The 24,791-nt window shown below is 67.9% G+C and carries 23 protein-coding genes and 2 pseudogenes; 3 read left to right on the forward strand and 22 right to left on the reverse strand.

Features of this window, described 5'->3' with window-relative positions:
- Positions 1 to 38: 38 nt before the first annotated feature.
- The 4 genes and pseudogenes from ggt to GC106_RS07915 all read right to left on the reverse strand — a co-directional run.
- Entirely contained in the window at positions 39 to 1,844 is a 1,806-nt protein-coding gene (gene ggt / locus GC106_RS07900; RefSeq protein ID WP_376777714.1) for a gamma-glutamyltransferase, read from the reverse strand.
- Positions 1,845 to 1,887: 43 nt separating this feature from the next.
- Positions 1,888 to 2,271 (reverse strand): annotated as a pseudogene (locus GC106_RS07905) (aldehyde dehydrogenase family protein); the annotation flags it as partial.
- A 22-nt stretch (positions 2,272 to 2,293) separates the two neighbouring features.
- The gene (locus GC106_RS07910) at positions 2,294 to 2,494 is read right to left on the reverse strand and encodes a hypothetical protein (RefSeq protein ID WP_217280277.1); all 201 of its coding nucleotides are present in this window, start codon (positions 2,492 to 2,494) and stop codon (positions 2,294 to 2,296) included.
- Positions 2,480 to 2,809: pseudogene (locus GC106_RS07915) on the reverse strand (sodium:solute symporter family transporter); the annotation flags it as partial. The pseudogene GC106_RS07915 and the gene GC106_RS07910, both read right to left, overlap by 15 nt.
- Before the next feature lie 125 nt (positions 2,810 to 2,934).
- On the opposite strand from GC106_RS07915, the gene GC106_RS07920 reads away from it, so the two are divergent.
- Positions 2,935 to 4,449: a PucR family transcriptional regulator gene (locus GC106_RS07920; protein ID WP_173126053.1), complete on the forward strand. Its 1,515-nt coding sequence runs from the start codon at positions 2,935 to 2,937 to the stop codon at positions 4,447 to 4,449.
- A 75-nt stretch (positions 4,450 to 4,524) separates the two neighbouring features.
- On the forward strand, positions 4,525 to 5,100 hold the full coding sequence (locus GC106_RS07925; protein WP_173126056.1) for a sigma-70 family RNA polymerase sigma factor: 576 nt from the start codon (positions 4,525 to 4,527) through the stop codon (positions 5,098 to 5,100).
- On the opposite strand, the gene GC106_RS07930 is transcribed toward GC106_RS07925, so the two are convergent.
- The 15 genes from GC106_RS07930 to pyrR all read right to left on the reverse strand — a co-directional run bounded on the left by GC106_RS07930 (position 5,101) and on the right by pyrR (position 21,551).
- Positions 5,101 to 5,322, reverse strand: a complete 222-nt coding sequence (locus GC106_RS07930; RefSeq protein ID WP_173126059.1) for an RNA-binding S4 domain-containing protein — start codon at positions 5,320 to 5,322, stop codon at positions 5,101 to 5,103.
- Positions 5,323 to 5,402: 80 nt separating this feature from the next.
- Positions 5,403 to 6,551 carry a carboxylate-amine ligase gene (locus GC106_RS07935; RefSeq protein WP_312872527.1) on the reverse strand — a complete coding sequence of 383 codons (1,149 nt, stop codon included), beginning with the start codon at positions 6,549 to 6,551 and terminating at the stop codon, positions 5,403 to 5,405.
- A gap of 379 nt (positions 6,552 to 6,930) precedes the next feature.
- Positions 6,931 to 8,955 carry a primosomal protein N' gene (locus GC106_RS07940; RefSeq protein ID WP_312872528.1) on the reverse strand — a complete coding sequence of 675 codons (2,025 nt, stop codon included), beginning with the start codon at positions 8,953 to 8,955 and terminating at the stop codon, positions 6,931 to 6,933.
- Positions 8,956 to 9,111: 156 nt separating this feature from the next.
- The gene (gene metK, locus GC106_RS07945; protein WP_173126069.1) at positions 9,112 to 10,317 is read right to left on the reverse strand and encodes a methionine adenosyltransferase; all 1,206 of its coding nucleotides are present in this window, start codon (positions 10,315 to 10,317) and stop codon (positions 9,112 to 9,114) included.
- Between the two features lie 51 nt (positions 10,318 to 10,368).
- The gene (coaBC, locus tag GC106_RS07950; RefSeq protein WP_376777715.1) at positions 10,369 to 11,622 is read right to left on the reverse strand and encodes a bifunctional phosphopantothenoylcysteine decarboxylase/phosphopantothenate--cysteine ligase CoaBC; all 1,254 of its coding nucleotides are present in this window, start codon (positions 11,620 to 11,622) and stop codon (positions 10,369 to 10,371) included.
- Positions 11,619 to 11,900: a DNA-directed RNA polymerase subunit omega gene (gene rpoZ, locus GC106_RS07955; RefSeq protein WP_033390145.1), complete on the reverse strand. Its 282-nt coding sequence runs from the start codon at positions 11,898 to 11,900 to the stop codon at positions 11,619 to 11,621. The genes coaBC and rpoZ overlap by 4 nt, the downstream gene beginning before the upstream one ends.
- Before the next feature lie 18 nt (positions 11,901 to 11,918).
- Positions 11,919 to 12,482 (reverse strand): guanylate kinase, encoded by a 564-nt coding sequence (gmk, locus tag GC106_RS07960; protein ID WP_312872529.1) that lies wholly within the window; start codon positions 12,480 to 12,482, stop codon positions 11,919 to 11,921.
- A 38-nt stretch (positions 12,483 to 12,520) separates the two neighbouring features.
- Positions 12,521 to 12,838 carry an integration host factor, actinobacterial type gene (gene mihF, locus GC106_RS07965; protein ID WP_033390147.1) on the reverse strand — a complete coding sequence of 106 codons (318 nt, stop codon included), beginning with the start codon at positions 12,836 to 12,838 and terminating at the stop codon, positions 12,521 to 12,523.
- Between the two features lie 111 nt (positions 12,839 to 12,949).
- Complete coding sequence (gene pyrF, locus GC106_RS07970) at positions 12,950 to 13,834, reverse strand: orotidine-5'-phosphate decarboxylase (protein ID WP_173126075.1); 885 nt, start codon at positions 13,832 to 13,834, stop codon at positions 12,950 to 12,952.
- Positions 13,831 to 17,157 carry a carbamoyl-phosphate synthase large subunit gene (gene carB, locus GC106_RS07975; RefSeq protein ID WP_173126078.1) on the reverse strand — a complete coding sequence of 1,109 codons (3,327 nt, stop codon included), beginning with the start codon at positions 17,155 to 17,157 and terminating at the stop codon, positions 13,831 to 13,833. The genes pyrF and carB overlap by 4 nt, the downstream gene beginning before the upstream one ends.
- Positions 17,158 to 17,160: 3 nt before the next feature.
- Positions 17,161 to 18,270: a glutamine-hydrolyzing carbamoyl-phosphate synthase small subunit gene (carA, locus tag GC106_RS07980; RefSeq protein ID WP_312872530.1), complete on the reverse strand. Its 1,110-nt coding sequence runs from the start codon at positions 18,268 to 18,270 to the stop codon at positions 17,161 to 17,163.
- Positions 18,267 to 18,770: a PH-like domain-containing protein gene (locus tag GC106_RS07985; RefSeq protein ID WP_173126082.1), complete on the reverse strand. Its 504-nt coding sequence runs from the start codon at positions 18,768 to 18,770 to the stop codon at positions 18,267 to 18,269. The genes carA and GC106_RS07985 overlap by 4 nt, the downstream gene beginning before the upstream one ends.
- Positions 18,767 to 20,053, reverse strand: coding sequence for a dihydroorotase (locus GC106_RS07990; protein ID WP_173126085.1), 1,287 nt, complete (start codon positions 20,051 to 20,053; stop codon positions 18,767 to 18,769). Before GC106_RS07990 ends, GC106_RS07985 begins: the two co-directional genes overlap by 4 nt.
- Entirely contained in the window at positions 20,050 to 20,982 is a 933-nt protein-coding gene (locus tag GC106_RS07995; protein ID WP_173126088.1) for an aspartate carbamoyltransferase catalytic subunit, read from the reverse strand. The genes GC106_RS07990 and GC106_RS07995 overlap by 4 nt, the downstream gene beginning before the upstream one ends.
- Positions 20,979 to 21,551: a bifunctional pyr operon transcriptional regulator/uracil phosphoribosyltransferase PyrR gene (gene pyrR / locus GC106_RS08000; protein WP_173126091.1), complete on the reverse strand. Its 573-nt coding sequence runs from the start codon at positions 21,549 to 21,551 to the stop codon at positions 20,979 to 20,981. Before pyrR ends, GC106_RS07995 begins: the two co-directional genes overlap by 4 nt.
- Positions 21,552 to 21,814: 263 nt before the next feature.
- On the opposite strand from pyrR, the gene bldD reads away from it, so the two are divergent.
- Positions 21,815 to 22,303 (forward strand): transcriptional regulator BldD, encoded by a 489-nt coding sequence (bldD, locus tag GC106_RS08005; protein ID WP_003096372.1) that lies wholly within the window; start codon positions 21,815 to 21,817, stop codon positions 22,301 to 22,303.
- 307 nt (positions 22,304 to 22,610) lie between these two features.
- Here bldD and nusB read toward each other — a convergent pair whose 3' ends face one another.
- Genes nusB through GC106_RS08020 form a run of 3 tightly spaced genes read right to left on the reverse strand, consistent with a single transcriptional unit; the run spans position 22,611 to position 24,751 of the window.
- On the reverse strand, positions 22,611 to 23,030 hold the full coding sequence (nusB, locus tag GC106_RS08010) for a transcription antitermination factor NusB (protein ID WP_173126094.1): 420 nt from the start codon (positions 23,028 to 23,030) through the stop codon (positions 22,611 to 22,613).
- A gap of 1 nt (position 23,031) precedes the next feature.
- Positions 23,032 to 23,598 (reverse strand): elongation factor P, encoded by a 567-nt coding sequence (gene efp, locus GC106_RS08015; RefSeq protein WP_312872531.1) that lies wholly within the window; start codon positions 23,596 to 23,598, stop codon positions 23,032 to 23,034.
- A 43-nt stretch (positions 23,599 to 23,641) separates the two neighbouring features.
- Positions 23,642 to 24,751 (reverse strand): aminopeptidase P family protein, encoded by a 1,110-nt coding sequence (locus tag GC106_RS08020; protein WP_173126096.1) that lies wholly within the window; start codon positions 24,749 to 24,751, stop codon positions 23,642 to 23,644.
- Between the last annotated feature and the right edge of the window lie 40 nt (positions 24,752 to 24,791).

Below are 24,791 nucleotides of genomic sequence, written 5' to 3' on the forward strand. Positions count from 1 at the left end.
GTGTCAGGGCGCTTTCCCCGATTCCTGTCCGGAAGCCGCTACCAGCGAGCCGGAATCACCACAGCGGCCGAACCACCGCCACGCCGCACAGTTTCCGCCGCCGCGATCCAGCGGCCGTCAGGCAAACGCTCCACACCGGTCGCCGCACCGATCTCGGCGGCGGCCTGGACGTTGAAGCCCTGCCCGCGCTTCATCAGCGGGTCCGCCTCGGGCTGCGCCAGGAACTCCTTCTCCACCTGGGCCAGTGCCGCGTTGCGCTGCGAAGCCCGTGGTTCCGCGATCGCGTTCTTGAGCGTCATACCCCGATCCACTCGCCCGGTGATCACCTGGGTGACCGTGGTGATGATCGAAGCGCCGCCGGGCGAACCGGTCGCGAGAAACGGCTTGCCGTCGCGCAGCACGATGGTCGGCGCCATCGACGAACGCGGACGCTTGCCGGCCGCGGGCAGGTTCGGGTCGGGCACGCCGGGGACCAACGGCGCGAAGTTGAAGTCGGTCAGCTCGTTGTTGAGCAAGAACCCACGTCCCGGCACGACAATCCCGTTGCCGCCCTCAGACTCGATCGTCAGCGTGTACGACACGACGTTGCCCCACGCGTCAGCGGTCGTCAGGTGCGTGGTGTGCTGGCTGCCGATCTCCGCGGGCGCACCCTGACCAGCGGTCGCACACGGCTGCGGGTTGCGGGGATCGCCAGGCGCGACGGGGCTCGTGAGGGCCTGGTTCGGGTTGATCAGGCAGGCACGGGAGTCGGCGAAGCGCTGCGAGAGCAGTTCGTTCGTCGGCACGTCACTGAACGCGGGGTCGCCGACCCATCGGTTACGGTCCGCGAACGCCAACCGCGTCGACTCGAGGAAGTAGTGCAGGTAGTCCACCTTCGACAGCTTGCTGACGTCCTTGGTCTCCAGGATGTTCAGCGCCTCGCCGACGGTCGTGCCGCCAGATGACGGCGGCGCCATGCTGTAGATGTCCAGCCCGCGGTAGGTCGTCTTGCTGGGCGCACGCAGCGGAGCGTCATAACGGGCGAGGTCCGCCTCGGTCATCTTGCCGGGCCGGACGTTCAAAGTGGACGCCGGGTCCTTCGGCGGCTGCTGCACGGTCTTGACGATGTCCTTGCCGATCGGACCGCGGTACAACGACTTCAGGTTGGTGTCGGCCAGTTCCCGGTAGGTGTTGGCCATGTCCGGGTTGCGGAACTTCGTGCCCACCGCGGGCGGCTGTCCGCCCGGCAAGTACAGGTCACGGGTCGACGGGAACGCGGAGAATCTAGCCGCGTTGTTGGTGATCTGGTTGCGGAAGGTTTCGTCAACGACAAAACCGCGGCGGGCCAGTTGTTCCGCGGGCTTCATCACGTCCTTGAGCGACTTGCGTCCCCACAACTGCAACGCCCGCTGCCACGTACGCGGCGTACCGGGCACACCGACACTTAGCCCACTCGTGACGCCCTCGGCGAACGGGATCGGCGCCCCGTTCTCCTGGAACATCGTTTCGGAACCGGCCATTGGTGTGGTCTCGCGACCGTCGATCGTGTGGATCTTGCCGGTGCGGGCCTCGTAGAACACGAAGAATCCGCCACCGCCGATGCCGTTCGAGAACGGATCCGTGACGCCGAGCGCCGCCGCCGTGGCAACCGCGGCGTCGACGGCGTTGCCACCTCGGCGCAGCACGGAGATGCCGATCGCCGTGGCGTCAGCGTCGATACTGGCCACCGCCCCGCCGTAACCGGTCGCCTCAGGAACCTTGGACCGGCTGGGGCTCGCACCCACCTCCGCTCCGCCGACGAGCACGGTTGTTGCGGTGAGCAACGCGACTAGGGCGGCTGACCTGCGCACGACGTGACCTCCCACAGACGACTGAGGTGGCCCACTCTGCCTCGCCCGCGTGACGATCTCAACCCAGCTTGGTCTTCACCTGCTTGACGCGCGTGTAGTCCTCCAGCCGATCGCGGACAGATCCTTGCCGAACCCGCCGTGCGGCATCTCCGAGACAAGCGGGCCGTGGGTGCCCACCCAGACGCACCCGAATTCGAGCTCGGGCGGCACAGCTGACGTCGGTTGTCCACACCGAGGACGCCGGTCCTTGCGGAACGTCGTTCGCGCTGGTCAAACCCTCGGCTTCGATACCGAACCGCAGAACGGTGACGACCGGGGGGTGAACACCTGTTCCTGGACGATCTCGTCGTCCTGCCGCACTCCGGAAACGACGGTCGGTTCCAGGAAGAAGCCGCGGTCGCCGAACCTTTTCTCCACAGTGGACAACCGCGTGCCCGGGAAGGGGTCGAGCAGGTCGAGGGTGTTCATCTGTGCTCCAGCTGGGTCGGGGCGAACATCTTCAGCAATGCGGGCAGGACAACGACCCGCGGTCCGTCCGCGGACAGAGCATCGGCCAGGTCGGCCCGGAGTCGTTGCGGTGCCGTCTGGACGGCCGGGACGCCGAAGGATTCGGCCGGCGCGACAAAATCGAGCCTCGTCAACTCCCTGTCGCGAATGTCGAGCATTTCGGAGACCGTGTAGACCTCCTCAGCCGCTGGATGCGTCGGGCGTAGGCGGCGGACAACAGCAGGATGCCCAGGCCGATAGCGAGAACAAGCCACGCGCCGGAGATGCCGACCTGGTAACCGAGGCCCACGCCGCCGACCGTCGACGCGCCACCCAGCACGGTCGCGGACATCGTGCCCGAGTACATCGGGCCACCCAGCCGTCGCGCAGCCACCAGATATTCGCTCTTAGTGGTGGCCCCTGCGCATGCCCCACCACCCCATCGCGACCATGCCAAGCAGGTAGGCCACAATCACTGCGTTGTCGAGGGCCATGTCGATCTCCGACGCGTGGCGTTTCGTTCCGGTCACCGTAGAGAGCCGCGGCTGGTCTCGTTCAGAGGTTGTTCTGCACAATCTGGCCAGTCACCGTTGGACGAACCGGCCGGGGGAGGCGTGCCATGGTGCTCAGGACCATCCCGCTGCGGGCGTTGGTCAGCCGCGCTGAGTTAGGCCTGGAGGTCCGGGCCGGCAAATCCCGGCTGGACCGGCCGGTCTGCTGGGCGCACGTCAGCGAACTGCGCGATCCGGTGCCGTACTTACTGGGTCAGGAGCTGCTGCTGACCGCGGGCGTGAACTTCCCGCGCACCCCAGCGGAAATCGACGCGTACGTGGAAAGCCTGGTCAACGCAGGTGTGACGGCGTTGGGGTTCGGGATGAGCCCGGTGTACGACGCGGTGCCGAAGGAATTGGTCAAGGCGTGCCGCGACCGTGATCTGCCTTTACTCGCCGTTCCGGAACGCACGCCGTTCCTGGCCGTCAGCCAAGCTGTCGGCAATGCGCTTGCCGAGGCGCAGAACGTCGAACTCCGGGTCATCGCCGACGGCCAGCGCAATCTGACGCGCGCCGCGACCCGTCCCCGGCCGATCGAGACGACCGTCCGCGCGTTGGCCACCTCGCTCACCGGCTGGGCGATGTTGCTCGATTCGGAAGGCACGGTCGTGACCCGGTCCGGACTGGCGCCCGAACCATCCGATGATCTGCTGTCTTTGGCTTCCCGGTTGCGTGGCGGATCGGGTCCGCGAAGCGCGAGCACGCACCTTGGTGGCGATCACGTCGTTCTGTACCCCGTCGACTTGTCCTGCGTGCTCGTTGTCGGACGCAATCGTGCGTTCAGCGTCGGTGACCGGGCGGTCGTGGCGATGGCTCTGGCGATGATCGGCCTGCTCCGTCGCGAGACCGATACGTCACGCGGTCACGCGTCCCGGTTGTCGGCCCGGCTGCTTCTGGCCGCCGGCTCGGCCGCCGAGTCGACCGGTGATCTGCTCGCCGCGTTGCTGGACAACCGCGCAGGTCAGGACTACCGGGTGTTAGCGGGTGTCGATGTGCGCCACGGGCAAAGGACCGACCTGGACAGCGACTTCGCCCAGCTCGTCCAGTTGCTCGGTACTCCCCTGGTCGATCTCGCGGGCGGCAGCTTTCGTGCGATCGTCGCCGCGCGCTCCGCACCGTCACCGACCGCGTTGGACACGCTGCACAAGCGCGGTTGGCTCGTCGGCATGAGTGGTGTCGTCGGCGTCGCCGACTTACGAACCGCGGAACGTGAGGCCGTCGCACTCCGACGCCGTGCCGCAGCCTCCGGCCATCCGGTCAGTGCCGACAACGAGTCAGAGAGCGTTTCGTCGTTGATCGACCCGGCGCAGGCGCGTGCATTCGCTCGGCGCACTTTGGCACCGCTCACCGAAATACGCTCGCCCGGCCCGGGGCAATTGGTGGAGACGCTCCGGGTGTGGCTGGCCAATCACGGCAACTGGGACCGCAGCGCCACCGCGCTGGACGTACATCGCAACAGCGTCCGGCACCGCATCGGCCAGATCGAGCGGGCACTGCACGTGGACCTGTCGCAGGCGCAGCACCGGATGGATCTCTGGTACGCGGTGAACTGGCTGCCACAGGATTGGCCCGGTGGCCAGTAGGGCCGAAAGTCATCATTCCGGCGATGGCTTCTGGCTCTGCCGTCCGGCCGTCGCGGCGGATCAGAATCGACTGTGATGGCTACGAACTTGGTCAACTACCTCGACGCCCTGGTTCCGGCGGCGGTCAACGGCGACCCTGAAGCAATTGGCAGGGTGCTGACGACGATCCGGCCCATGGTTGTGCGCTATTGCCGCGCCCGCGTCGGCCGAGGGGAACGGTCGTATACCTCTGCCGACGACATCGCGCAGGAGGCTTGCCTCGCGGTTCTCACCGCACTGCCCCGTTACGAATATCAGGGACGTCCATTCCTGGCGTTCGTGTACGGCATCACTGCCCACAAGGTCGCCGACGCGCATCGAGCTGTGGCCCGCAACCGGGAGCAACCGGTCGCGGACATCCCGGACGTCCCCGAAAACGAGGGCAGCCCGGTTCAGCACGTGTTGCAGGGCGAGGCGGCGAAGCGGATCAACGAACTGCTGAGCTTCCTGCCGAACCGGCAACGCGACATCCTGGTGTTGCGGATCGTCGTCGGTCTGTCCGCTGAGGAGACCGCCGCGGCGGTCGGCTCGACGCCTGGCGCCGTTCGCGTCGCGCAACACCGGGCGTTGGCCCGGCTGCGGCGCAGGGTGAACATCGCCGAACTCGTCTAGCTAACCGTTGGCGACCAAGCGGGCTTTCTCGCCGTCGACGTCGACCACGTCGCCGTGCCGCAACTGCCTGCCCCTGCGGACCTCGACCTCGTCGTTGACCAGCACGTCCTGCGCCTCGATCAGGTCCTTGGCGTGGCCGCCGTCCTCGGCCAGCCCCGCCAGTTTGAGGAACTGGCCAAGCCTGATCGAGTCGTCCCGGATCGACACCTCACGAATGCTCATCACCTGAGAGCCTACCGTCCGGTCGGGAGGGCAGCGGAGCTGCATGATCGTCCGCCTACCGACCGGTAAACGGCCACGGGTCAGCCGGACTTCGTCTGGGCGTGCAGGAACTCGACAACACCGCCCAACGATCCGGTTCTGGCGAAGGCCGCGCGTTGCCGGGCCGCGCCACATCCGTCCAGCACCAAACGGGCCAAAGACTCGTCAACGAGTTCGTAGTCGCCGGACACTTCGAGAGCCGGACGGATCCAACGAACCAATGAGCCTGCCAGGTCCGCGGCCGGAGCCAGTTCCCCGGTCACGAGATCCACGCCCAGCCCTTCCAAGCCGTCACGAGCCGCGCGCCACAACGCCGGGCGCAGAACGTGCTGCGGCACGTCAGGCGCACACGCACCCGACGCCAACGCGGTGGCCGCGATGCCGCGAACCAACGCAGCCATCAGCACCGCGTCGTCCGCTGTCGGCGCGACGTCGCCGACTCGGACCTCGACGGTTGGCTGATGGGCGGAAAGCCGCACGTCCCAATACAGCATTCCCAGGTCCATCGCCGCGCCGCTGGCGACGACCCGTTCTCGCGCCGAGTAGTAGTCGGCCGCCGATTCGAACCACGGTGGTGCGCCGGCCGAAGGCCATCGGCTCCACATCAAGTACCGCCAACTCGCATATCCGGTGTCGGTGTCGTTGCAGTACGGCGAATTAGCACCGACCGCCAGGAGCGTTGGCAGCCAGTAGCGGATGTGGTTGCAGACCACCACCCGGGCCTCGTCATCAGGCAGACCGATATGCACGTGGCAACCACACACGGGCAGATCCGCGATGAGCGCACGGAATTCCCGGGTCATCCGGTGATACCTCGGCAACGGCGTCAGCGCGTTGGGCGACTCACGTCCCAGCACCGGCGCCCCGGTGGCGATCAGCCACGTTCCGTGCCGTTCAGCCTCCTCGGCCAGCAGGTGCCGAGCTCCGATCAGCTGTGCGCGCAGCTCAGGCATCGTCATGCAGATGCCGCTGGCCGATTCCACCTGGCTCAGCGTGATTTCGGGCTGCAGATCATGCCCCTGACCGTCGGCGTCCGAAAGGATGTCCGGGGCACGGTCGGCCAGCCGGCCCGACTCGACGTCGACCAGCAGGAACTCTTCCTCGACGCCTACCGTCAACCGGTCGACCAGCTGATCGACCTGGGTGGCGGCCAACACGTACTCCCGGGTGCCGAGCTGGGCTTCGCTCACGCCTGCCTCCAGTGACGGCCCGTCCTGCTGTCGACAGTAGGAGTTGGCACCGCCACTTCGCATGCGGCGTTGGGCTGAACCGTGCGAGTTTCGGGACGCAACGTTGTTACCCCGCCGCGGTCATCTAATAGATGTGACCACCATAAGCCTGCAGGCCGATCTGCACACGGATGCGCACAACGCCGAGTTGCATGCTGGTTCGCATGGTCGCCCCTGGAACGGGTTCAACTGCGCGTCGGCGCTGATCGACAAAGCGGCCGACGGAGTCGAGACTGTGAGGCCCGAATTCACCGGCGACGGTTTGTTCGTCACGCGCCGATCGAACCTGAAAACCAGAAGGTGTCGATCGGTCCTGGCTGGTGCAGGGCCGGGACACGAATCAGACGAGCTCCAGCGGATCCAGCCGGACCCGCATGGACTCCGGTTCCTTCCGCGCCGTTCGTTCTTTCTGAGCGACCGCCAGCGCGGCGGCGAGCGAACGGCCGTCGGTGCGCGGCGTGCGGATCAACGCACGTTCATTCGTCTCGCTGATCGGCACCGGACCCAGCACTTCCGCCGGCTCCGGCAAGAGAAGGTGCTCCAGGAAGTCGGCGAGCGCGTCCGGCGATCCGTCCACTGACGCCATCCGCACCGCGGGCGGGAAACCCAACTCGGCCCGCGCGGCCAATTCCTGTGCGGCGTGCCATGCCGGGTCCCAGCGCACCAACGCCTGAACGGGAGCGAATGAAGAGTCCGCCACCACGACCACTCGCCCGCCGTCCACACCAGGGCGGACCAAGGCCGCCGCGCCCATCCAGCGCCGCAGCGTTTCTTCGGTCGCCCGCAGGTCCGCGCGACCGAGCAACGCCCAACTGTCCAGCAACAGCGCGGCACCGTAACCGCCTTCGGCGACTGGTTCGGCGCCGGGCGTCGAAACGACGAGCGCGGGTGCGCTGGAAACCGTGGCGAGCACTTCGTCGGCGCCCGACGTCCGGACAGGCACGCCGGGAAACGCACGGCCCATCTCCTCCGCGGTCCGCTTGGACCCGACCACGACCGCTCGCAAACGGCGTGATCCACAGTTGCCGCACCGGAATGCCGCTTCAGCCGCACCGCACCAGCGGCACGCTGCTGGACGCGCCACACCGTCGTCCTGCCCGCCGGGGAGCGCGAGCGGTCCCGCGCACCTGCGGCAACGTGCGGGCGCGCGACATTGCGCGCACGCCAACGCGGGTACGTAACCCCGTCGCGGTACCTGGACCAAGACCGGAGCACCTGCCGCGAGTGCACCGCGCGCGGCTTCGAAGCCGACGGACGGAAGGCGCGCCGCCCGCGCGGCGGGGTCGCGAGCCAGCTGGACGTCGGTCTCGCCGATCGCGGTCACCCTCGGGGCTGACTTCCTGACCTCGTCCCGAGCCGCGATCACTTCGTGCGCCCAGCCGGTGTCCAGGAGCAATTGAGCCTCGGCTGTTCTGGCGAACGCACCGATCACCATCGCGGCACCGGTCTGATGCGCTCGAAGCGTCAGCACCTCGCGAACGTGTGCATAAGGAGAGCGCTGATCGGCGTGCAGGTCGTCACCGTCGTCCCAGATGACGACCAGTCCGGGATCTTTGACGGGTGCGAACGCGGTCGCCCGGGTGCCGAGAACGATCCGCGCGGACCCTCTGAGCACCGAAAGCCATCGTTTGTACCGCGTAGAGGGCCCCAGATCGGCCGACAGCGCCACAACGGCCGACTCCCGTTCCTTGCCGACCAGGGCGAGGCACGCGGCGTGCAAACGAGCGACATCGCGATAGTCGGGAACCACCATGACCACGCCTCGGCCGGTCGCCGCGACCGTCACCGCGAGCTCAGCCAACCGCCGCGGCCAGTCGTCGTTCGGCAACGCCTGCCACACCGCATGGGCGTTTCGACCGGCCTTCACAGCGTCAAGCAACGCCGGGCCCCGCGGATAACGGCCCCAGCCGGTCTCCGCCGGCGGGTCGACGTCGACCGGGTCCGGCGACGGCGCCGCCTCGGCGCGCGCGTGCCGCGGCGGGATGGCCAGCCGCAGCACGTCCATCATGGTGCCGGCGTACCGGTCGGCCACGGTTCTGGCCAGCTGCGCGATCTGCGGCGCCAATACCGGTTCGGGCGACACCACCTTTTCGAGGAACATCGGCTTCGGGTGCTCGGATTCCGCCGCTCGCTCGATCACGTAGGCGTCCACGAGCCTGCCCGAGAACCGCACTCGCACCCGGCATCCGGGGACTACTTGGTCGTCCAGCTGCGCGGGGATCAAGTAGTCGAATGTCTTGTCCAGGTGCGCCAGCGGCACGTCGACGTAGACACGGGCAACCGGAAGGTCGGCAGCCGGCTGCCGTTCGCCTTTGTTCCGATTACCCGCGTTGACCACGCCCTGAGGTTTACCAGAGGCTTTCACCACGACCATCTCCGCCCAGGCCACGCGCGTGCCGACGGCCGCAACCGGATGGCCGAAGACCGCAGCGCCTGTTCCAGGCCCCGGTCGCTGCAGAATCCTGAAAACGACGAACGGCGCGGGCGGAAATCGCCCGCGCCGTTACGTGACGGAAAACGGTCAGAGACCGGCGGCCTGCTTCAGGGCCTCCGCACGGTCCGTGCGCTCCCAAGGAAGGTCCAGCTCCGGACGGCCGAAGTGACCGTACGCCGCGGTCGGCGCGTAGATCGGCCGCAGCAGGTCCAGGTCGCGGATGATCGCGGCCGGACGCAGGTCGAACACGGCCGAGATGGCGGCCTGGATCTTCGTCGGGTCCACCGTCTCGGTGCCGAAGGTCTCCACGAACAGGCCGACCGGGGCGGCCTTGCCGATCGCGTACGCCACCTGGACCTCGACTCGCGAAGCCAATCCCGCCGCCACCGCGTTCTTGGCGACCCACCGCATGGCGTACGCCGCGGAACGGTCCACCTTCGACGGGTCCTTGCCGGAGAACGCGCCACCACCGTGCCGCGCCATACCGCCGTACGTGTCGACGATGATCTTGCGGCCGGTCAGGCCCGCGTCGCCCATCGGACCGCCGATGACGAACCGGCCGGTCGGGTTGACCAGCAGGCGCACGCTGGACGTGTCCAGGCTCAGGCCGGCGATCTCCGGCTCCATGACCTGCTCGCGGATGTCCACACCGAGCAGGCGCTCGAGGTCGATGCCCTCGGCGTGCTGGGAGGACACCACGACGGTGTCGAGCCGGACGGCCTGGTCACCGGCGTACTCGATGGTCACCTGGGTCTTGCCGTCCGGGCGCAGGTACGGCAGGTCACCGTCCTTGCGGACCTTGGTCAGTCGCATGGAGAGCCGATGCGCGAGCGCGATCGGCAACGGCATCAGTTCCGGTGTGTCGGTGCACGCGTAGCCGAACATCAGGCCCTGGTCACCGGCACCCTGGCGGTCGATCTCGTCGTCGGCCGACTCGACACGGGACTCGTAGGCGGTGTCCACACCCTGGGCGATGTCGGGTGACTGCGCCCCGATCGCGATGTTCACGCCGCAGGAGTTGCCGTCGAAGCCCTTGGCCGAGGAGTCGTAGCCGATCTCGAGGATCTTGTCGCGCACGATGGACGGGATGTCCGCATACGCCTCGGTGGTCACCTCGCCGGCCACGTGGACCTGGCCCGTCGTCACCATCGTCTCGACCGCGACGCGGCTCCGTGGGTCTTTGCGCAGCAGGGCGTCCAGGATCGAGTCGCTGATGGCGTCACAGATCTTGTCCGGGTGCCCCTCCGTGACCGACTCCGACGTGAACAGCCGGCTGGCCTTGTTTGTCGCCATTACCCCTCACTTCATCACGGATGAGCTGCATGGATCAGCCTACTGAAGGATTCACCCAGCCGTTCGAGAAGTGCTGGACTTCATGACGAAGTCCCAGATACCGGCCGCCATTTGCGCTTTTGAACCCAGTCCGATAGGCCGTTCGGAGCCGTCCGCGGCCAGCAGCCATCCGGCGTTGTCCTCCACCTCGAACGCCCGGCCCTCGCCCACGGCGTTGACGACGAGCAGGTCACAGCCCTTCCTCGCCAGTTTCGCGCGCCCGTGCGTGAGCACATCGCCCTGGTCGTCGCCGGTCTCGGCGGCGAACCCGACGATGTACGCGTCCAGATTGCCCTCGGCACGGGAGGCGACCAGTTCGGCGAGCACATCCGGGTTGCGGGTCAGCAGGACCGGGTCTGGGTCCCTGTCGGACTTCTTGATCTTGTGCTCGGCCTTGCTGACCGGCCGGAAGTCGGCCACGGCGGCCGCCATGACCACGATGTCCGCCTCGGCCGCGGCCTTGTGCATGGCGTCACGCAGCTCGAGCGCGGTGCCGACATTGACGATGTCCACGCCCGCAGGTTCCGGCAACGCGACGGTGTGCGCGGAGACCAAGGTGACTTGGGCGCCCCGCTGCGCGGCGACTCGCGCGAGCGCGTAGCCCTGCTTGCCGGACGAACGATTGCCCAGGTAACGGACCGGGTCCAGGGGCTCACGTGTCCCGCCGGCGGACACCACGACACGCTTGCCGACCATGTCACGCGGCAACGCGTCGGCACGGGCGAGCAGCAACCGGGCCAGGTCGACGATCTCCGCGGGGTCGGCCAACCGCCCCTTGCCGGTGTCGGTGCCGGTCAGGCGGCCACTGGCGGGTTCGGTGACGACGATGCCGCGTGAGCGCAGCAGCGCGACGTTGTCCTGCGTCGCCGGGTGCTCCCACATCTCGGTGTGCATCGCCGGGATCATCAGCACCGGGCACCTCGCGGTGAGCAGCGTGCCGGTGAGCATGTCGTTGGCATTCCCGTGCGCGGCCTTGGCCAGCAGGTCGGCCGTCGCCGGGACGACCACGACGAGGTCGGCTTCCTTGCCGATGCGGACGTGCGCGACCTCGGGGACGTCCTCGAAAACGCCTGTGTAGACAGGCTGGTGTGACAGCGCCTCGAACGTCGCCTTGCCGACGAAGTTCAACGCCGATTCGGTGGGCAACACCTGTACCCGGTGACCGGACTCGGTCAGCCGGCGAAGGACCTCACAGGCCTTGTAGGCGGCGATGCCCCCGCCGACCCCGAGCACCACCCGGGGCCGGCCAGAAGCCGGGGTGGTCACTCGCCTTCGGTGTGCTCTAGCAGGCCGGAGTGGATCTCGCGAAGCGCGATGGACAGCGGCTTCTCCCGCGGGCCCGGCTCGACGAGCGGGCCGACGTACTCCAGCAGGCCCTCACCGAGCTGCGCGTAGTAGTCGTTGATCTGGCGGGCACGCTTGGCGGCGTAGATCACCAGCGCGTACTTCGAACTGACCTTGTCAAGCAGGTCGTCGATCGGCGGGTTGGTGATGCCTTCCAGGTTGGTGGTCGGCTCGCCCAGTGCGCCCAGCTCGGTGGTCAAGAGGAACTCCAGGGGTTTTCAGACATCGGTACCGGTCATCAAGGTTAGCAACTCGGCCGCGGCCTGCTTCACGTCGGTGTTCACCACCAGCGCGTCGAACTCGCCCTGCGCGTCCAGTTCCTTCTCGGCCACGGCCAGACGGTGCTTGACCACCTCGGGATCCTCGGTGCCACGGCCGGTCAACCGGCCGACCAGGGTCTCCCAGGACGGTGGCACGAGCATCACCAGCTGTGCCTCGGGCATCGCGGCACGAACCTGCCGCGCGCCCTGAAGTTCGATCTCCAGGATCGCGTGCCGTCCCGCGGCCAGCGCGTCGAGCACCGGTTGCCGGGGCGTGCCGTAACAGTTGCCCGCGTATTCGGCCCATTCCAGGAACTCGCCGCGCGCCGCCATCTCGTCGAACCGCGCACGGTCGACGAAGTGGTAGTGGGCGCCGTCGACCTCGCCGGGCCGCTGTCCGCGGGTGGTCATCGAGACGCTGAAGAAGATGCTCGGGTCCAGCCTGCGCAGCTGTGCCACCACAGTGGACTTGCCGACGCCGGACGGACCCGACACAACAGTGAGCCGGGGCCGGGCGCGCACACCCGTCCCCGGCTCGCCGGCACTCAAGTGACTGCCAGTCACTCGCCGCTGAACTCGGCGAGCAGCGCCTTGCGCTGCCGGTCGCCGAGACCCCTGAGGCGGCGGCTTGGGGCGATCTGCAACCGCTCAATGATCTGGGTGGCGCGCACCTTGCCGACGCCGGGGAGGGCCTCCAGCAGTGCGGTCACCTTCATCTTGCCCAAGACCTCGTCGCTGTCGGACTGGGCGAGCACGTCCTTGAGGGTCGTGCCGCCTCGCTTCAGTCGCTCTTTGAGCTCAGCCCGGGCCCGACGAGCGGCAGCCGCCTTCTCCAGCGCTGCGGCCCGCTGCTCCTCGGTCAGCTGGGGAAGGGCCACGATTTCCTCCGTGGGGTGGGTGTTTCCGGATCGGGTGCTGGCGACCGTACCGACACGCCCGGGTCAAGGACAACGTGGGTCGCCGATCCTGCGCAGATCACGCGTGGTACATCAATGGTGACCCGTGGCCGACACGATCGCGTCACGGGTCCGGAGGGCCTCGCTACGCAGCGCGAACACCTCCGGGCCCGCCTTGAGGACGTCCCGTGACGAGGCCGGAAGCACGTTATGCAGGGATTTTCCGAAGAGTGTCCGGATATCGGACAGCGTGCCCCCTTGTGCCCCGAAGCCGGGCACCAGCAACGGTCCGTTGAGGGCGTCCAGGTCCACGCCAAGAGCCCCGATGGTGGCCCCGACGACAAGACCGATTCCACCGATCGGCCGAACACCGGCGTTGCGTTCGGCCGCAGCGTCGACGACCGTTTGCGCGATGCTGCGTGGGCCGTTGAGCGCACGCTGGATCTCGGGCGCCTCAGGGTTCGAGGTCAGAGCGAGGACGAAAACGCCCCGTCCGGACTTCTCCGCCGCCTGCAACGCAGGTTCGAGAGAGCCGAATCCGAGATACGGTGACAGTGTTATGGCATCCGCGGCCAACGGCGAACCGTCGGTCAGGTACGCCGCCGCGTAGGCCGCCATGGTGGAGCCGATGTCGCCGCGTTTGACGTCCAGCAGGACGATCGCTCCGGCCTCTTGGGACTCCGCGATGACCCGCTCGAGCACCACGATGCCCTTCGAGCCATACCGTTCGAAGAAGGCCGACTGTGGTTTGAGGACCGCGACCTCGTCCGCCAACGCCTCGACGCAGGTCATCGCGAACCGTTCGAGCCCGTTCGCGTCGTCCGCCAGACCCCATTGCGTCAGCAGACCGGGATGTGGGTCGATGCCGACGCACAACGGGCCACGCTGCGAAACGACCGTGGTCAGCCGCGCACCGAACGGAGCACGCGTCGGTGCGCTCGCGGAATTGCTCTGAGAATTGCTCCCCGATTGCGTCACGTGGTGCTCCCGGTTTGCGCCTTCAACGCCGCTTGCAAGGCTTGCAACGGCCGGACGCTGATCTCGCCCCGGATCAGGGCCTCGATGCCCTGGACAGCCGCCGCGGCGCCCTGGATCGTGGTCACGCAAGGGATGTCGCGCGCGACGGCGGCGGTGCGGATCTCGTAACCGTCCACTCGCGGTCCACTGTTGCCGTACGGCGTGTTGATCACCATGACGACCTCGCCGTCCAGGATCACGCTCACCGCGTTGCGCACCGAGCCGGTGGGCGCCTCGAAGTGCTTGGGCACCTCGGAGCAAGGAATCCCGTTGCGTCGGAGCACTTCGGCCGTGCCCTGCGTGGCGACGATCTCGAACCCGAGGTCGGCGAGCCGCTTCACCGGGAAGATCATCGCGCGCTTGTCGCGGTTGGCCACCGACACGAAGATCCGGCCGGACGTCGGCAGCGAACCGTAGGACGCGGTCTGCGACTTGGCGAAGGCCTTGCCGAACGAGGTGTCGATGCCCATCACCTCACCGGTGGACTTCATCTCCGGGCCGAGCAGCGAATCCACGCCCTGTCCCTCCGGCGTGCGGAACCGGTGGAACGGCAGCACGGCCTCCTTGACCGCGACCGCGGCGTCGGACGGCAACTCGCCGCCGTCGCCGGACGGCGGCAGCATGCCCTCGTCGCGCAGTTCCTTGATGGTCGCACCGAGCATGATCCGAGCAGCGGCCTTCGCCAGCGGCACCGCCGTCGCCTTGGACACGAACGGGACCGTCCGTGACGCGCGCGGGTTGGCCTCCAGCACGTACAGCTGGTCGTCTTTCAGCGCGTACTGCACGTTGAGCAGGCCCCGCACGCCGACGCCCTTGGCGATCGCCTCGGTCGAACGGCGGACGTTCTCCAGGTCCGTCCGGCCCAGCGTGATCGGCGGCAGAGCGCAGGACGAATCTCCCGAATGGATCCCTGCTTCCTCGATGTGCTCCATCACGCCGCCGATGAAGATCTCGTCGCCGTCGCACAGCGCGTCGACGTCGATCTCGATGGCGTCGTCGAGGAACCGGTCGACCAGCACCGGGTGCTCCGGCGAGACTTCCGTGGCCCGCGCGATGTAGTCGGCCAGCGTGGAGTCGTCGTACACGATCTCCATGCCGCGTCCGCCGAGCACATAGGACGGCCGGACCAGCACCGGGTAGCCGATCTCGTCGGCGATCTCCTTCGCACCTTCATAAGAGGTCGCGGTGCCGTAGCGCGGCGCGGGCAGCCCGGCCGCGGTCAGCACGTCACCGAACGCGCCGCGGTCCTCGGCCAGGTTGATCGCGGCGGGTGGTGTGCCGACGATCGGAACGCCCGCGTCCGCGAGGCGCTGCGCCAAGCCGAGCGGTGTCTGACCGCCGAGCTGCACGATCACGCCCGCGACGGTGCCGGACTCCTGCTCGGAGTGCACGACCTCGAGAACGTCCTCAAAGGTCAGTGGCTCGAAGTACAGCCGGTCGGACGTGTCGTAGTCGGTGGACACGGTTTCCGGGTTGCAGTTGACCATGACGGTCTCGTACTCGTCGGCGCGCAACGCCATCGCGGCGTGCACGCACGAGTAGTCGAACTCGATGCCCTGGCCGATGCGGTTGGGTCCTGAGCCGAGGATCAGCACCTTCGGCTTCTCGCGCTGCGGCGCGACTTCGGTCTCGGCCGCGGGGTCGGACTCGTAGGCCGAGTAGTGGTACGGGGTTTTCGCGGCGAACTCCGCCGCGCACGTGTCGACGGTCTTGAACACCGGACGGATGCCGAGACGGTGCCGCAACGCCCGCACACCGTCCTCCCCCGCCAGTTCCGGCCGCAGCGCGGCGACCTGGCGGTCCGACAGGCCGGCGCGTTTCGCCCTGCGCAACAACGGTTCGTCGAGCACCGCGGCGTCGAGGATCTCCGACCGCAGCTCGACCAACGACAGGATCTGGTCGACGAACCACGGGTCGATGCCGGACGCGTCGTGCACCTGCTCCACCGTCGCGCCGAGCCGCAGAGCGCGCTCGACCGTGTACAGCCTGCCGTCGTGCCCGGTCTTCAGCTGCTCCAGAGTGGACTCGAGCGTCGCGCCGTCCGGGTCCGGCGTCGTCCAGAAACCGGCGGCCTTGGTCTCCATGGACCGCAACGCCTTGCCGAGGGCCTCGGTGAAGTTGCGACCGAGCGACATGGCCTCGCCCACCGACTTCATCGTCGTGGTCAGCGTCTTGTCCGCGCCGGGGAACTTCTCGAACGCGAACCGCGGCACCTTGACCACGACGTAGTCCAGGGTCGGCTCGAAGCTGGCCGGGGTCTCGCCGGTGATGTCGTTGGTGATCTCGTCGAGCGTGTAGCCGATCGCCAGCTTGGCGGCGATCTTGGCGATCGGGAACCCGGTGGCCTTCGACGCCAGCGCCGAGGAGCGAGACACGCGCGGGTTCATCTCGATGACGACCATGCGGCCGTTGTCCGGGTGGATGGCGAACTGGATGTTGCAGCCACCGGTGTCCACGCCGACCGCGCGCAGCACGTCGATGCCGACGTCGCGCATGTGCTGGTACTCGCGGTCGGTCAGCGTCATCGCCGGGGCGACGGTCACCGAGTCACCGGTGTGCACGCCCATCGGGTCGATGTTCTCGATGGAGCAGACAACCACCACGTTGTCGTGCCGGTCGCGCATCAGCTCGAGTTCGTACTCCTTCCAGCCGAGCACGCTCTCCTCGATCAGCACCTCGGTCACCGGCGACTCCGCCAGGCCGAACGACGCCATGCGCTCCAGCTCGTCGGGCGTGTGCGCCATGCCCGACCCCAGGCCGCCCATCGTGAACGACGGCCGGATGACCACCGGCAGGCCGAGTTCGGCGACCGTCTCGCGGACCTCGTCCATCGAGTGGCACACGCGGCTGCGCGGGGTCTCACCACCGATCTGCGCGACGATGTCCTTGAACTTCTGCCGGTCCTCACCGCGCTGGATCGCGTCGATGTCCGCGCCGATCAGCTCGACGTCGTACTTCTCCAGCACACCGCGCTCGTGCAGCGCGACCGCGGTGTTCAACGCGGTCTGCCCGCCGAGCGTGGCCAGGATCGCGTCCGGGCGTTCCTTGGCGATCACCTGCTCGACGAACTCGGGGGTGATCGGCTCGATGTAGGTGGCGTCGGCGAACTCCGGATCGGTCATGATCGTCGCCGGGTTGGAGTTCACCAGGCTGACCCGCAGGCCTTCCTCCCGCAGCACGCGGCAGGCCTGGGTGCCCGAGTAGTCGAACTCGCACGCCTGCCCGATCACGATCGGCCCGGAGCCGATCACGAGCACGTGCTGGATGTCTGTCCGTTTCGGCATCTGTCAGGCCTCATCCATCAACGTCACGAACTGGTCGAACAGGGGCGCGGCGTCGTGCGGGCCGGCGGCCGCCTCGGGGTGGTACTGGACACTGAACGCCGGGACGTCCACACAACGCAGACCTTCGACGGTGCCGTCGTTCGGGCAGTAGTGGCTCACCTCGGCAGCGCCGTACGGCGTGTCCAGTTTCTGACCGACCTCGCCTTCCAACGCGAAGCCGTGGTTCTGGGACGTGATCGCCACCCGGCCGGTGGCCGCCTCGATCACCGGCACGTTGATGCCTCGGTGGCCGTAGGTCATCTTGTACGTGCCCATGCCCAGGGCGCGGCCCAGGATCTGGTTGCCGAAGCAGATGCCGAACAACGGGATCCGGCGTTCGAGGACCTGCTGCGTCAGCGCGATCGCGTGCGCCTGGGTCTCCGGGTCGCCGGGGCCGTTGGCCAGGAAGACGCCGTCGGGCTCGACCGCGAGCAGGTCGTCCAGAGTGGACCCGACCGGCATCACGTGGGTCTCGATGCCGCGCTGGGCCATCATCCGCGGCGTGTTGAACTTGATGCCCAGGTCCAGCGCGGCGACCTTGAACCGCCGTTCGCCGTTGGCCGGGACGACGTAGGTCTCGTCGGTGCTGACCGCGCCGGAGAGGTCCGCGCCCTTCATCTTCGGGCTGTCCCGCACGGCCTGGACCATGGTGTCCACATCGGTCACCGCGTCGCCCGCGAAGATCCCAGCGCGCATCGCGCCCTGTTCGCGGATGTGCCGGGTGATGGTGCGGGTGTCCACGCCCGCGATGCCGACGATGCCTTGGTCGGTCAGCTCGTCGTTCAACGAACGGCGCGAGCGCCAGTTGGACGGGATTCGTGCCGGATCACGCACCACATAACCCGCCACGTGGATCTTCCTGGACTCGTCGTCCTCGTCGTTCCAGCCGGTGTTGCCGATCTGCGGGGCCGTCGCCACCACGATCTGTCCGTGGTACGACGGGTCGGTCAACGTTTCCTGGTAGCCGGTCATCGCCGTGCAGAAGACGACCTCGCCCAGGGTCGACCCCACCGCGCCGAACGCTTCACCCCGGAAGACCCGGCCGTCCTCAAGCACCAATGCAGCTGGTGTCACTTCGCCGCTCCTCCTTTGGCCAGGCCGGTCAACGCCTCGACCCAGTCCGCGTACACGTCTTTGTCATCTCCCCGGAAGCCTGTGTCGAGCTCGTGCTCGCCCAGCCGCCAGCGCACGACGAGCAGGCCGTCGCGCTTCATCACCTTCCCGGCGATCGCACGGTCGGTGCGTGCGCTCACCACCGACTCCGCCGGGATCCACACCCGGTCCGCGCCTTCCCTGTCGAACAGCACGCCGTCGTCGGTGAGGTGCACCGTCGCGGCGGCACGGAACCCGATGTCCCCGACCGCGACCCGGTCCTGCCAGCTCTTCGCGGTCGTGGTGCTGATGTACACGCCGGTCGCGGGTTCGAGCAGGTCCTTCTTGAGGGTCTGCGGCGGCTGCGGGAACTGCGGCAGGTCCGGGCGCTGCCTACGGGCGCGGTTGCGGTAGCCCCACCACATCGCCAGCACACAGAGCAGGAAGAAGGCCACGACCGCGAGCGTGAGCAAGATCCTCATCTGACGGCCCGCCCATCCCGCGCGGTCACTTTGCCTCGGAGCAATGTCGCCTTGATGACGCCGGGAAGCTCCATGCCTTCGTACGGGGTGTTGCCCGCGAGGCTGGCCAGCCGCGCGCCGTTCACCGTCCACGTCGCCTTCGGGTCGACCAGGACGAGGTTCGCCGGTTCGCCGACCGCGATCGGCCTGCCGTGGTCGGGCAGCCCGGCGATCTCCGCGGGCCGCTCGCTCATCACCCGCGCCACCCCGCGCCAGTCCAGCAGCCCGGGCTTAACCATCGTCTCGATCACCACCGAAAGCGCGGTCTGCAGGCCCAGCATGCCCGGCCGGGCCGCGGACCACTCGCAGTCCTTGTCCTGGGGCGCGTGCGGCGCGTGGTCGGTGGCGACGCAATCGATGACGCCTTCGGCGAGCGCTTCGCGGAGCGATTTGGTGTCCGACGAGGTCCGCAGCGGCGGGTTGACCTTGTTGACCGGGTCGTAGGTGTTCAGCCGGTCGTCGTCCAGCAACAAGTGGTGCGGGGTGACCTCGGCCGAGACCTGCGTGCCGCGGGCCTTCGCCCAGCGCAGCACGTCGGCGGTGCCCGCCGTCGACACGTGGCACACGTGCAGCCTCGCGCCGACGTGACCGGCGAGCAGGCAGTCGCGCGCGACGATCGACTCCTCAGCGGCCGCGGGCCAACCGGCGAGTCCGAGTCGCGCGGCTGTCTCACCTTCGTGCGCCTGCGCGCCGACCGTCAGACGCGGCTCTTCGGCGTGCTGCGCGATGAGCACGTCCAAACCGCGGCTGTACTCGAGCGCACGCCGCATGATCAGTGGGTCGGCGACGCACATGCCGTCGTCGGAGAAGATCCGAACGCTCGCATTGCTCCGAGCCATTGCACCGAGCTCGGCGAGGCGCTCGCCTTTCAGCCCGACGGTCACCGCACCGATCGGGTGGACGTCCACTAACCCGACCTCGCGGCCACGGCGCCAGACATGCTCGACGACGACCGGGTTGTCGGCGACGGGGTCCGTGTTGGCCATCGCGAAGACCGCCGTGTAACCGCCGAGCGCGGCCGCCGCTGATCCCGTCTCGACCGTCTCGGTGTCCTCGCGACCGGGTTCGCGCAGGTGCGTGTGCAGGTCGACGAAGCCCGGCAGGACGACGAGGCCCTGGGCGTCGATGACATCCTGGCCGGTCTTCTTCTTGAGCTCGCCGATCTCGGCTACCTGGCCGTCTTCGACGAGAATGTCGACGGGGTCACCTTCGCCGTAGAGCACGGCGCCTTTGATCAGCGTCACGCGACTTCCTCTTCTCCGGCGAGCAGGTGGTACAGCACGGCCATGCGGACGTGAACTCCGTTTCGCACTTGGTCGGTGATCGCGGCCCGTGGCGAGTCCGCAACGGTGGACGCGATCTCCATGCCGCGCAGCATCGGTCCGGGATGCAGCACGACGGCGTGGTCGGGGAGCAGGCGCAGGCGCGCCTCCGAAAGACCGTATGCGATGGAGTACTCGCGTGCAGAGGGGAAAAAGCCGCCGTGCATCCGTTCGGCCTGCACCCGAAGCATCATCACGGCGTCCACAGCGGACAGTTCGGCGTCGAGCTCGTGCGACACCGTTACAGGCCAACTGTTTACGCCCGCGGGCAGCAGAGTGGGCGGCGCGACGAGGACGACCTCGGCGCCGAGCGTTGTGAGCAAATGCACGTTCGACCTGGCGACCCTGCTGTGCAACACGTCACCCACGATCGCGATCCGACGGCCGTCCAGACCGCCGAGCCGCTCCCGCAACGTGGCCGCGTCGAGCAACGCCTGCGTCGGGTGCTCGTGCATGCCGTCGCCGGCATTCACCACCGACGTGTGCGTGCCGGACAGCCAACTGGCCAGTCGGTGCGCCGCGCCGGACGCCGGATGACGCACGATCACGCAGTCCGCTCCCGCTGCAGCCAACGTGAGCGCGGTGTCGCGCAGGGACTCGCCCTTGCTGACCGACGATCCGCTCGAGGACACGTTGATGACGTCGGCGCTCATCCACTTGCCCGCGATCTCGAACGACACACGCGTACGAGTCGAGTTCTCGTAGAACATCGTGATGACCGTGCGACCGCGCAGTGTCGGCAGTTTGCGGACCTCCCGGCCCAGAAGCGTCTGCTTCAGCGCTTCGGCGGTGTCCAGGACAGCGGTGGCTGTGTCGCGGCTCAGGCCGTCACAGCTCAACAGGTGTTTCATCCGACAAGCTCCACGGCGTCGCGGCCGTCCAGTTCCTCGAGCAGCACTTCGATGCCTTCCGACCGGGCGGTAGGCACGTTCTTGCCGACATAGTCGGCTCGGATCGGCAGTTCCCGGTGGCCGCGGTCGACCAGGACCGCCAACTGCACCGAGCGGGGCCTGCCATGGTCACGCAGCGCATCCAAGGCAGCACGGACCGTTCGGCCGGAATAGAGCACGTCGTCGACCAGGACGACGAGTTTGTCCTCGATACCGCCCTCGGGCAGGCTCGTCGGCTCGAGCGGGCGGTTGGGATGGCGGCGCAGGTCGTCACGGTAAAGCGTGACGTCGAGCACGCCGGTCGGGACCTGGACTCCGCTGAAATCCGCGATCCGGGCGGCCAGACGCTTGGCCAGCGGTGCGCCCCTCGTCGGAATGCCGATCAGCACGACTGGAGCAGCGTCAGGTGCACCGAGAGTCGTCTTCTCGATGACCTGATGGGCCATTCGGGCGACAGTGCGCGCGACGTCCCCGGCCGAAAGCAGCTCGCGCCGCCCGCCGGGATCCGCCGCGCCACGGGTGCGTGGCACTGGCGTGGACCTCCTTCCCCGCCTCACCGGACGGGTCGTTAAAGGATGTCGAGGACCCTCACTACCAGGGTCATCAGGCACGTTACCAGGGCACACCGGTACACCGTCCGGGTGGTCTTCACGTCGATCTCGATACTGCAACTGAGCGAGGTGCTTGACCTATTGGCCACGGCAAGTAACCATTACTCTGCGTATCGATCTAAGCAGAGACCCGTCGGCTCGCCTTCCCGGCCGCCGGGGCGAATGAAATGGAGAACCGCCACATGGGCGATTACGCCAAGGCGCTAGGGGCCAAGCTCCGTGGCATCCGCCAGCAGCAAGGCCTGTCGTTGCACGGCGTCGAGCAGAAGTCCGGCGGACGCTGGAAGGCAGTCGTCGTCGGCTCCTACGAACGTGGCGACCGTGCAGTGACCGTGCAGAAGCTGGCCGAGCTGGCCGACTTCTACGGAGTACCGGTGGTCGAGCTTCTGCCTGAGGGAAGGGTCCCCTCCGGTGCCGAGCCCGCCACGAAGATCGTCATCAACCTGGAGCGGCTGCAACAGCTTCCGGCCGAAAAGGTCGGTCCGCTGGCGCGCTACGCGGCCACCATCCAGAGTCAGCGAGGGGACTACAACGGCAAGGTGCTGTCCATCCGGACCGAGGACCTGCGGTCACTCGCCATCATCTACGACATGACCCCGGGCGAGCTCACCGAGCAGCTGATCGACTGGGGCGTGCTTCCGCCGGAGGCCAGGCCGTCGAAAGAGGACTGACATGAAGCCGGCTGCGCGCTGGGGGACCCGTCGCGATGGGTGGCGCGCAGCCGGTCGGCGCTGAGCGAAACGGCGTAGGTGCCACGCGGCCGCCCCTGCACGGCCAGGCGTGCACCGCCACGTCCGGAAATCGCCTGCACTCGCCCAGCTCTCGCCGTGCACCACCGCGGCCCACGGCGCCGATCCACACGGCGACAAAATCCGTCACAGGGGGAACCCCTAGTTTCCAGTCAACACCAGGGGTCCGACATTTCCCGCCCGCCCATGGGCCTACCTGCGGAAACACGTCCGAGGCTGTCGTCGCGCCTCAGAGCGTCGCGCGCAACCGATCCGCGATCGTGGCGATCCGGCCGAGCAGGCCGTTGACGAACCGCGGCGAGTCGTCGGTCGACAGCATCTTCGCGAGCTGGACCGCCTCGTCGATGGCCACCGGGTCGGGCACGTCCGACGCCCACAGCAGTTCGTAGAGACCAAGCCGCAGCACAGCGAGGTCGACCGCGGGCATCCGGTCGAGCGTCCACCCTTCGGAATGCTCGGCGAGCAGCTCGTCGATCCGCGTCAGGTGCGTCTGCACGCCCTCGACCAGCGTGACGGTGTAGTCGTTCACAGGCGGCACGTCAGGGGAACCGACCCGGTCGGCGAGCAGGCTGACCGGGTCGACGTTCCTGAGCTGCGCTTCGAACAGCAGGTCGACCGCGCGTTTGCGAGCTTTGCTACGGGCGCCCATCTCAGCTGGAGACGCGGCCGAGGTAACGACCGTCCCGGGTGTCGACCTTGACCTTCTCGCCGGTGGTGACGAACAGCGGCACCTGGATCTCCGCGCCGGTCTCCAGGGTCGCGGGCTTGGTGCCGCCGGTGGAGCGGTCGCCCTGCAGGCCCGGGTCGGTGTGCTGGATGACCAGCTCGAGGGAGGTCGGCAGCTCGACGTAGAGCGGCACACCCTCGTGCGTGGCCACGGTGACCTCTGTGTTCTCCAGGAGGTAGTTCGCGCCGTCGGCGACGACGTCCCTGCTCACGTGGATCTGGTCGTACGTCTCGCCGTCCATGAACACGAAGTCCGAGCCGTCGGCGTAGAGGTACGTCATCGCACGGCGGTCGACAGTCGCGGTCTCCACCTTGGTGCCCGCGTTGAACGTCTTGTCGACGACCTTGCCGGACAGCACGTGCTTGAGCGTGGTCCGGACGAACGCCGGGCCCTTGCCGGGCTTGACGTGCTGGAACGACACAACCGTCCACAACTGGCCCTCGAGGTTGAGAACCATTCCGTTCTTCAGGTCGTTGGTGGTGGTGGCCACGGGTTCGACTCTCCTGTTTTCAAGTTCCAGGGCGTGCGGGCGTTCACACGACCATGAGCTGCTTGGTGGTCAAAGTGAGGAGTTCGGGACCGGCCTCCCGCACGACAAGCGTGTCCTCGATTCGGACACCGCCCCTGCCGGCCAGATACACGCCGGGCTCCACGGTGACCGCCATGCCGGCCGAAAGTGTACCGTCACCGGTCTTCGACAGGCTCGGGGCCTCGTGAATCTGCAGGCCAACGCCGTGTCCCAGGCCGTGCAGGAACTCCTCGCCCCGGCCGGCCCGCTCGATGACGTCACGGGACGCGGCGTCGATGTCCTTGACGTCCGCACCGACCTTCAACGCCGCGCGGCCGGCCGCCTGGGACGCCGCGACCAGTTCGTAGATCTCCTTCTGCCAGTCGGCGGGCTCGCCGAGAACGACCGTGCGGGTCATGTCCGAGTGGTATCCGTCGACGAGCGCACCGAAGTCCATCTTCACGAAGTCGCCGTGCTGCAGGATGGCGTCCGTCGGCCGGTGGTGCGGGATGGCGGAGTTCGCGCCGGTCGCGACGATGGTCTCGAAGGCGGGTTTGGCGGCGCCGTTCTCGCACATCCTGTCCTCGAGCTCACGCGCCACTTCGCGCTCGGAGCGGCCTGGCCGCAGTCCACCGTGCGCCATCAGATCGGCCAGCGCGCGGTCGGCGGCGGCGCATGCCATCCGCAGCGCCTCGATCTCCGTGTCGTCCTTGACGATCCGCAGCTTCTCGATCATGCCCGGCGCGCGGATCAGTTCGATGCCCGCGGCCGCGTCGGCGAGACCGTCCAACGCCTCGACGGTGACGTGGTGGCTCTCGTAGCCGGTCCGGCGGTGCTTGGTCTTCTGTGTCGCGAGCTTCTTCACCAGCGCGACGGCGCTGGCTCGGTCGATGATCCGATCGAGGTCCGGCACTTCTTGGCCGACCTGAGTGAGATAACGGCCGTCGGTGCAAAAGATGGTGTGCTTCTCGTCGCCGGGGCTGTCCGCGGCGTGCACCGCGAGCGCGGCGTTGGAGCCGGTGAACCCGGTGAGGTAGCGGATGTTCAACAGGTCGACCACGAGCAGGGCGTCCAGCCCCCGCTCCCGGAGCTGGGTACGCAGGGCTTCGCGGCGGCGGGCGTAGAGGTCAGACATGGGTCGAGCTTAACGTTGGCGCCGGTTGCCGGATCACCGT

It is taken from the genome of Kibdelosporangium persicum, from assembly GCF_013280595.1.
In the GTDB taxonomy this organism is placed as follows: domain Bacteria; phylum Actinomycetota; class Actinomycetes; order Mycobacteriales; family Pseudonocardiaceae; genus Kibdelosporangium; species Kibdelosporangium persicum.